Consider the following 3,795-nt stretch of genomic DNA (forward strand, 5'->3'; position numbering starts at 1 on the left):
CACCTCCCCCAGAGGGGGAGGATCTACGCCGCAGATGCTCCCCCTCTGGGGGAGCTGTCGGCGAAGCCGACTGAGGGGGTCTTTCGCCGCCTACAGCTTCACCAGCATCTTCCCCAGGTTCTCGCCCGAGAACAGCTTGATGAAGGCCTCGGGCGCGCGGTCGACGCCTTCCAGCACGGTGTCCTTCCAGGTCAGCTTCCCCGAGCCGATCCAGTCGGCCATGTCGCGCACGAAGGCGGGGAACAGGTCGTAGTGGTTGGAGACGATGAAGCCTTCGAGGCGCAGGCTCTTGCCCACCGCCTGGATGATGTTGGCCGGGCCGGTCGGGCGGCCGGTGTCGTTGTACTGCGAGATCATCCCGCACAGGGCGAAGCGCCCGAACGGCCGGGCCGAGTTCAGGGCCGCCTCCAGGTGCGCGCCGCCGACGTTCTCGAAATAGACGTCGATGCCCTTGGGGGCGACCTTGGCCAGTTCGGCGACCACGTCGGGCGTGGCCTTGTAGTCGATCACGTGATCGACGCCGATCGACTTGAGGAAGGCGACCTTCTCCGGTCCGCCGGCCGAGCCGATCACCGTGTGGCCCTTGATCTTGGCGATCTGGCAGACGACCGAGCCCACAGCGCCGGCGGCGGCCGAGACGAAAACGACGTCGCCTTCCTTCAGGCCGGCCACCCGCAGCAGGCCGGCATAGGCGGTCATGCCGGGCATGCCGGCCACGCCCAGGAACGCCTGGGGCGGCATGCCGTGGGTGGATAGCTTCATGATCCCGCCCATCGGCCCGGCGGCCGCCAGGGCTTTCGGATGGGCGTTGTAGGCCTCGCGCCAGCCGAACATCGAGCTGACCAGGTCGCCGACCTTGAAGTCCGGATCGTTGGAGGCCGTCACCTCGCCGACCGCGCCGCCTTGCAGCGCCTTGCCCAACTCGAACGGCGGCACGTAGCTCTTTCGGTCGGTCATGCGGCCGCGCATGTAGGGATCGACCGACATGTAGAGGTTCTTGACCTGGATCTCGCCGTCGCCGGGCGGGGCCAGTTCGACGCTGGCCAGTTCGAAGTTCTCGGCGGTCGGCACGCCGACGGGACGGCTCTTGAGGCGGATCTCACGCGACGTGGTCATGGCGACCTCCCTTATGTTCTGGTTCAAACGAATGTTTAGCGCTGGTCCGCGTCGCCCGCCAAAGCTTTTCGCGGCATCCCGAAGCGGCTAGAGACAGCGCCCATGACCCAAGATGCTCAAGTCAAAGCCCTGAAGGCCGGCGTTGTCGGCGCCGGCGTGTTCGGTGGCTACCACGCGAAGAAATACGCCGAGCTGCCGGGCGTCGATCTGGTCGGCGTGTTCGACATCGACCTGGCGCGCGCGCAAGCCCTGGCCGGCCCGCTGGGCGCGGTGGCCTATGACGACATGGACGCCTTCCTGGCCGCGGTCGACGTCGTCACCGTCGCCACCCCGGCCGTGCACCACGCCAAGGCGGCGCTGGCGGCGCTGAAGGCCGGCAAGCCGGTCTATTCCGAAAAGCCCCTGGCGGTGTCGCCGGAAGACGCCGACGCCCTGATCGCCGCCGCCGCCAAGGCTGGCGTGGCTCTGGCCTGCGGTCACCAGGAGCGGGTGGTGTTCCAGGCCATGGGCCTGCTGGACATTCCCGAGCAGCCCACGCGCCTGGAAGCGGTGCGCCGCGGCACGCCGTCGGACCGAAACCTCGACGTCTCGGTGGTGCTCGATCTGATGATCCATGACATCGACCTGGCCCTGGCGCTGTGCGCCGCCGATCCGGTGGCCGTCGAAGGCGAGGGCGAGGCCGCGCGCGGCTATGGCCTGGACTGGGTGAAGGTGGAGGCCACTTTCGCCAATGGGTTCACCGCCGTGTTCGACAGCTCCCGCGTCGCCGAGGCCCGCGAGCGGACGATGAAGGTGGTCTACCCCTCGGGCGAGGTCGAGATCGACTTCCTGGCGCGGACCTTCCGCAACACCACGCCGTTCCCGCTGATCGAGGACTTCACCGAAACCCCGGCCGGCAAGGACCCCCTGGGCCAGAGCGTCGCCGGCTTCCTGAAGGCCGTGCGCGGCGAGGCCCCGCGTCCGGTGGTGACGGGGGAAGAGGCCGCCCGGGCGCTGGATCTGGCGCTGGCGGTCGAGCACTCGGTGGATTGAGGGGGGGCAGGCGAGATTTTGCCGCTTACCCCCTTCCTGCTTTCCTGGGCACAAGGCCCAGGAAGGCAATCCTATTGAGCTTGATGGTAGCGCGGGCGGCTAGCCCTTCCGCCCCTTCAGCCCCGCCACCTGCAACACGCTGGCCACCGCCGCCAGGCCCGCGCCCATCAGCGCCACGCCGGTCCAGCCGCCGAGGTTCCAGGCCGCGGCGGCCGCCGCCGAGCCCGCCGCGCCGCCGAGGAACATCCCGCCCATGAACAGGGTGTTCAGCCGCGCCCGGGCCTGCGGCCGCAGGGCGTAGACGAGGTGCTGGTTGGAGACCAGCGCCCCCTGGATGGCGAAGTCGAGCAGGACGACGCCCACGATCAGGCCGGCGATCGAGATCCAGGTTCCGAACAGGATCCACGAGGCCAGGGTCAGCACGGCCCCCAGGGCGATCGTCAGGTGCGGGCCGCGCTTGTCGGCCACGCGGCCGGCGATCGGGGCGGCCAGCACGCCGACCACGCCGACGACGCCGAACAGGCCGGCGACGTCCGCGCCCAGGTGGAAGCGGGCCTGAAGCTGCAGGGCCAGGATCGTCCAGAAGGCGGTGAAGGCGGCGAACAGGCTGGCCTGGGTCAGGGTCGCCCGGCGCAGGGCCGGGAACTCGCGCCACAGCTTGCCCAGCGAGCCGAGCAGGCCGGCATAGGTGAGGTCGGCGTCCGGCTTGCTGCGCGGCAGGGCCAGGGCCATCAGGCCGGCGGCCGCCAGGGCGATCGGCGCGCCCAGCCAGAACATCGCCCGCCAGCCGCCGTGCGCGCCCACGAAGCCGGCCAGGGTGCGCGACAGCAGGATGCCGCACAGCAGGCCGGACATCACGACGCCCACGGTCTGGCCGCGCCGCTCGGGCGCCGACAGGTGGGCGGCGAAGGGCACGATCTGCTGGGCCACGGTCGCGCCGGCCCCGACCAGCAGCGAGGCGACCAGCAGCAGGCCGGTGTTCGGCGCCAGGGCGGCGGCGACCAGGGCCAGGGCCAGCACCAGGAACTGCACGACGATCAGGCTCTTGCGCTCGACCCGGTCGCCCAGCGGCGTCAGCAGGAAGAGGCCGGCGGCGTAGCCCAGCTGGGTGGCGGTCGGCACGAAGGCGGTCAGCGGGCCGGGCAGGTCGCGCTCGATCAGGCCCAGCATCGGCTGGTTGTAATAGATGTTGGCTACGGCCAGGCCCGCGGCGGCGGCCATGGCGAAGGTCAGGCCCTTGCCCAGGGCGTGGGTATTGGACGTGTCGGCGGGGAGGGCGGCTGTGCTCATGATCGGCTCCAGGCCGCCCGGCGAGAGGGAAGGGGGCGGCGTTCCGTGTCAGTCGCCCGGCTATATAGAGTATCCCCGATCCGTTTATAGTACGGTCTTGCGTTAAGTCGGCATAACGGAATTCGATAGAATGGATCTCGCGGACGTCGGCGTCTTCGTGGAGGCCGCGCGGGCCGGCAGTCTGGCGGGCGCGGCCCGGCGGCTGGGCGTCACGCCCATGGTCGCCTCGCGCCGGATGGCGGCCCTGGAGCAGGAGGTCGGGGCGCGCCTCGTCCACCGCACCACCCGGGCCCTGTCGCTGACCCCCGAGGGCGAGGCCTTCCTGCCCCACGCCCAGGCCATGCTGGAGGGCGAGGC

4 protein-coding genes are annotated in these 3,795 nt (G+C 70.5%); 2 read left to right on the forward strand and 2 right to left on the reverse strand.

Annotated features, from left to right (window positions below; genetic code table 11):
- Positions 1–90: 90 nt before the first annotated feature.
- Entirely contained in the window at positions 91–1,116 is a 1,026-nt protein-coding gene (locus DMC18_RS12345) for an NADP-dependent oxidoreductase (RefSeq protein WP_110121641.1), read from the reverse strand.
- A 102-nt stretch (positions 1,117–1,218) separates the two neighbouring features.
- Here DMC18_RS12345 and DMC18_RS12350 point away from each other — a divergent pair, with 102 nt between their 5' ends.
- Entirely contained in the window at positions 1,219–2,148 is a 930-nt protein-coding gene (locus DMC18_RS12350) for a Gfo/Idh/MocA family protein (protein ID WP_110121640.1), read from the forward strand.
- A gap of 99 nt (positions 2,149–2,247) precedes the next feature.
- Here the strand turns inward: DMC18_RS12350 and DMC18_RS12355 are convergent, their stop codons facing one another.
- Complete coding sequence (locus DMC18_RS12355; RefSeq protein WP_110132961.1) at positions 2,248–3,438, reverse strand: MFS transporter; 1,191 nt, start codon at positions 3,436–3,438, stop codon at positions 2,248–2,250.
- Positions 3,439–3,568: 130 nt separating this feature from the next.
- Here DMC18_RS12355 and DMC18_RS27200 point away from each other — a divergent pair.
- Positions 3,569–3,795, forward strand: a 227-nt coding sequence (locus DMC18_RS27200) for a LysR family transcriptional regulator (RefSeq protein ID WP_146218059.1), incomplete at its 3' end; no start/stop codon positions are given.

Source organism: Caulobacter sp. D5 (genome assembly GCF_003185805.1).
Lineage (GTDB): Bacteria > Pseudomonadota > Alphaproteobacteria > Caulobacterales > Caulobacteraceae > Caulobacter.

Excerpts from the sequence above, each read along its gene's own strand:
- DMC18_RS12345 (WP_110121641.1), bottom strand. The coding sequence starts at position 1,116 with ATGACCACGTCGCGTGAGATCCGCCTCAAGAGCCGTCCCGTCGGCGTG.
- DMC18_RS12350 (WP_110121640.1), top strand. The coding sequence starts at position 1,219 with ATGACCCAAGATGCTCAAGTCAAAGCCCTGAAGGCCGGCGTTGTCGGC.
- DMC18_RS12355 (WP_110132961.1), bottom strand. The coding sequence starts at position 3,438 with ATGAGCACAGCCGCCCTCCCCGCCGACACGTCCAATACCCACGCCCTG.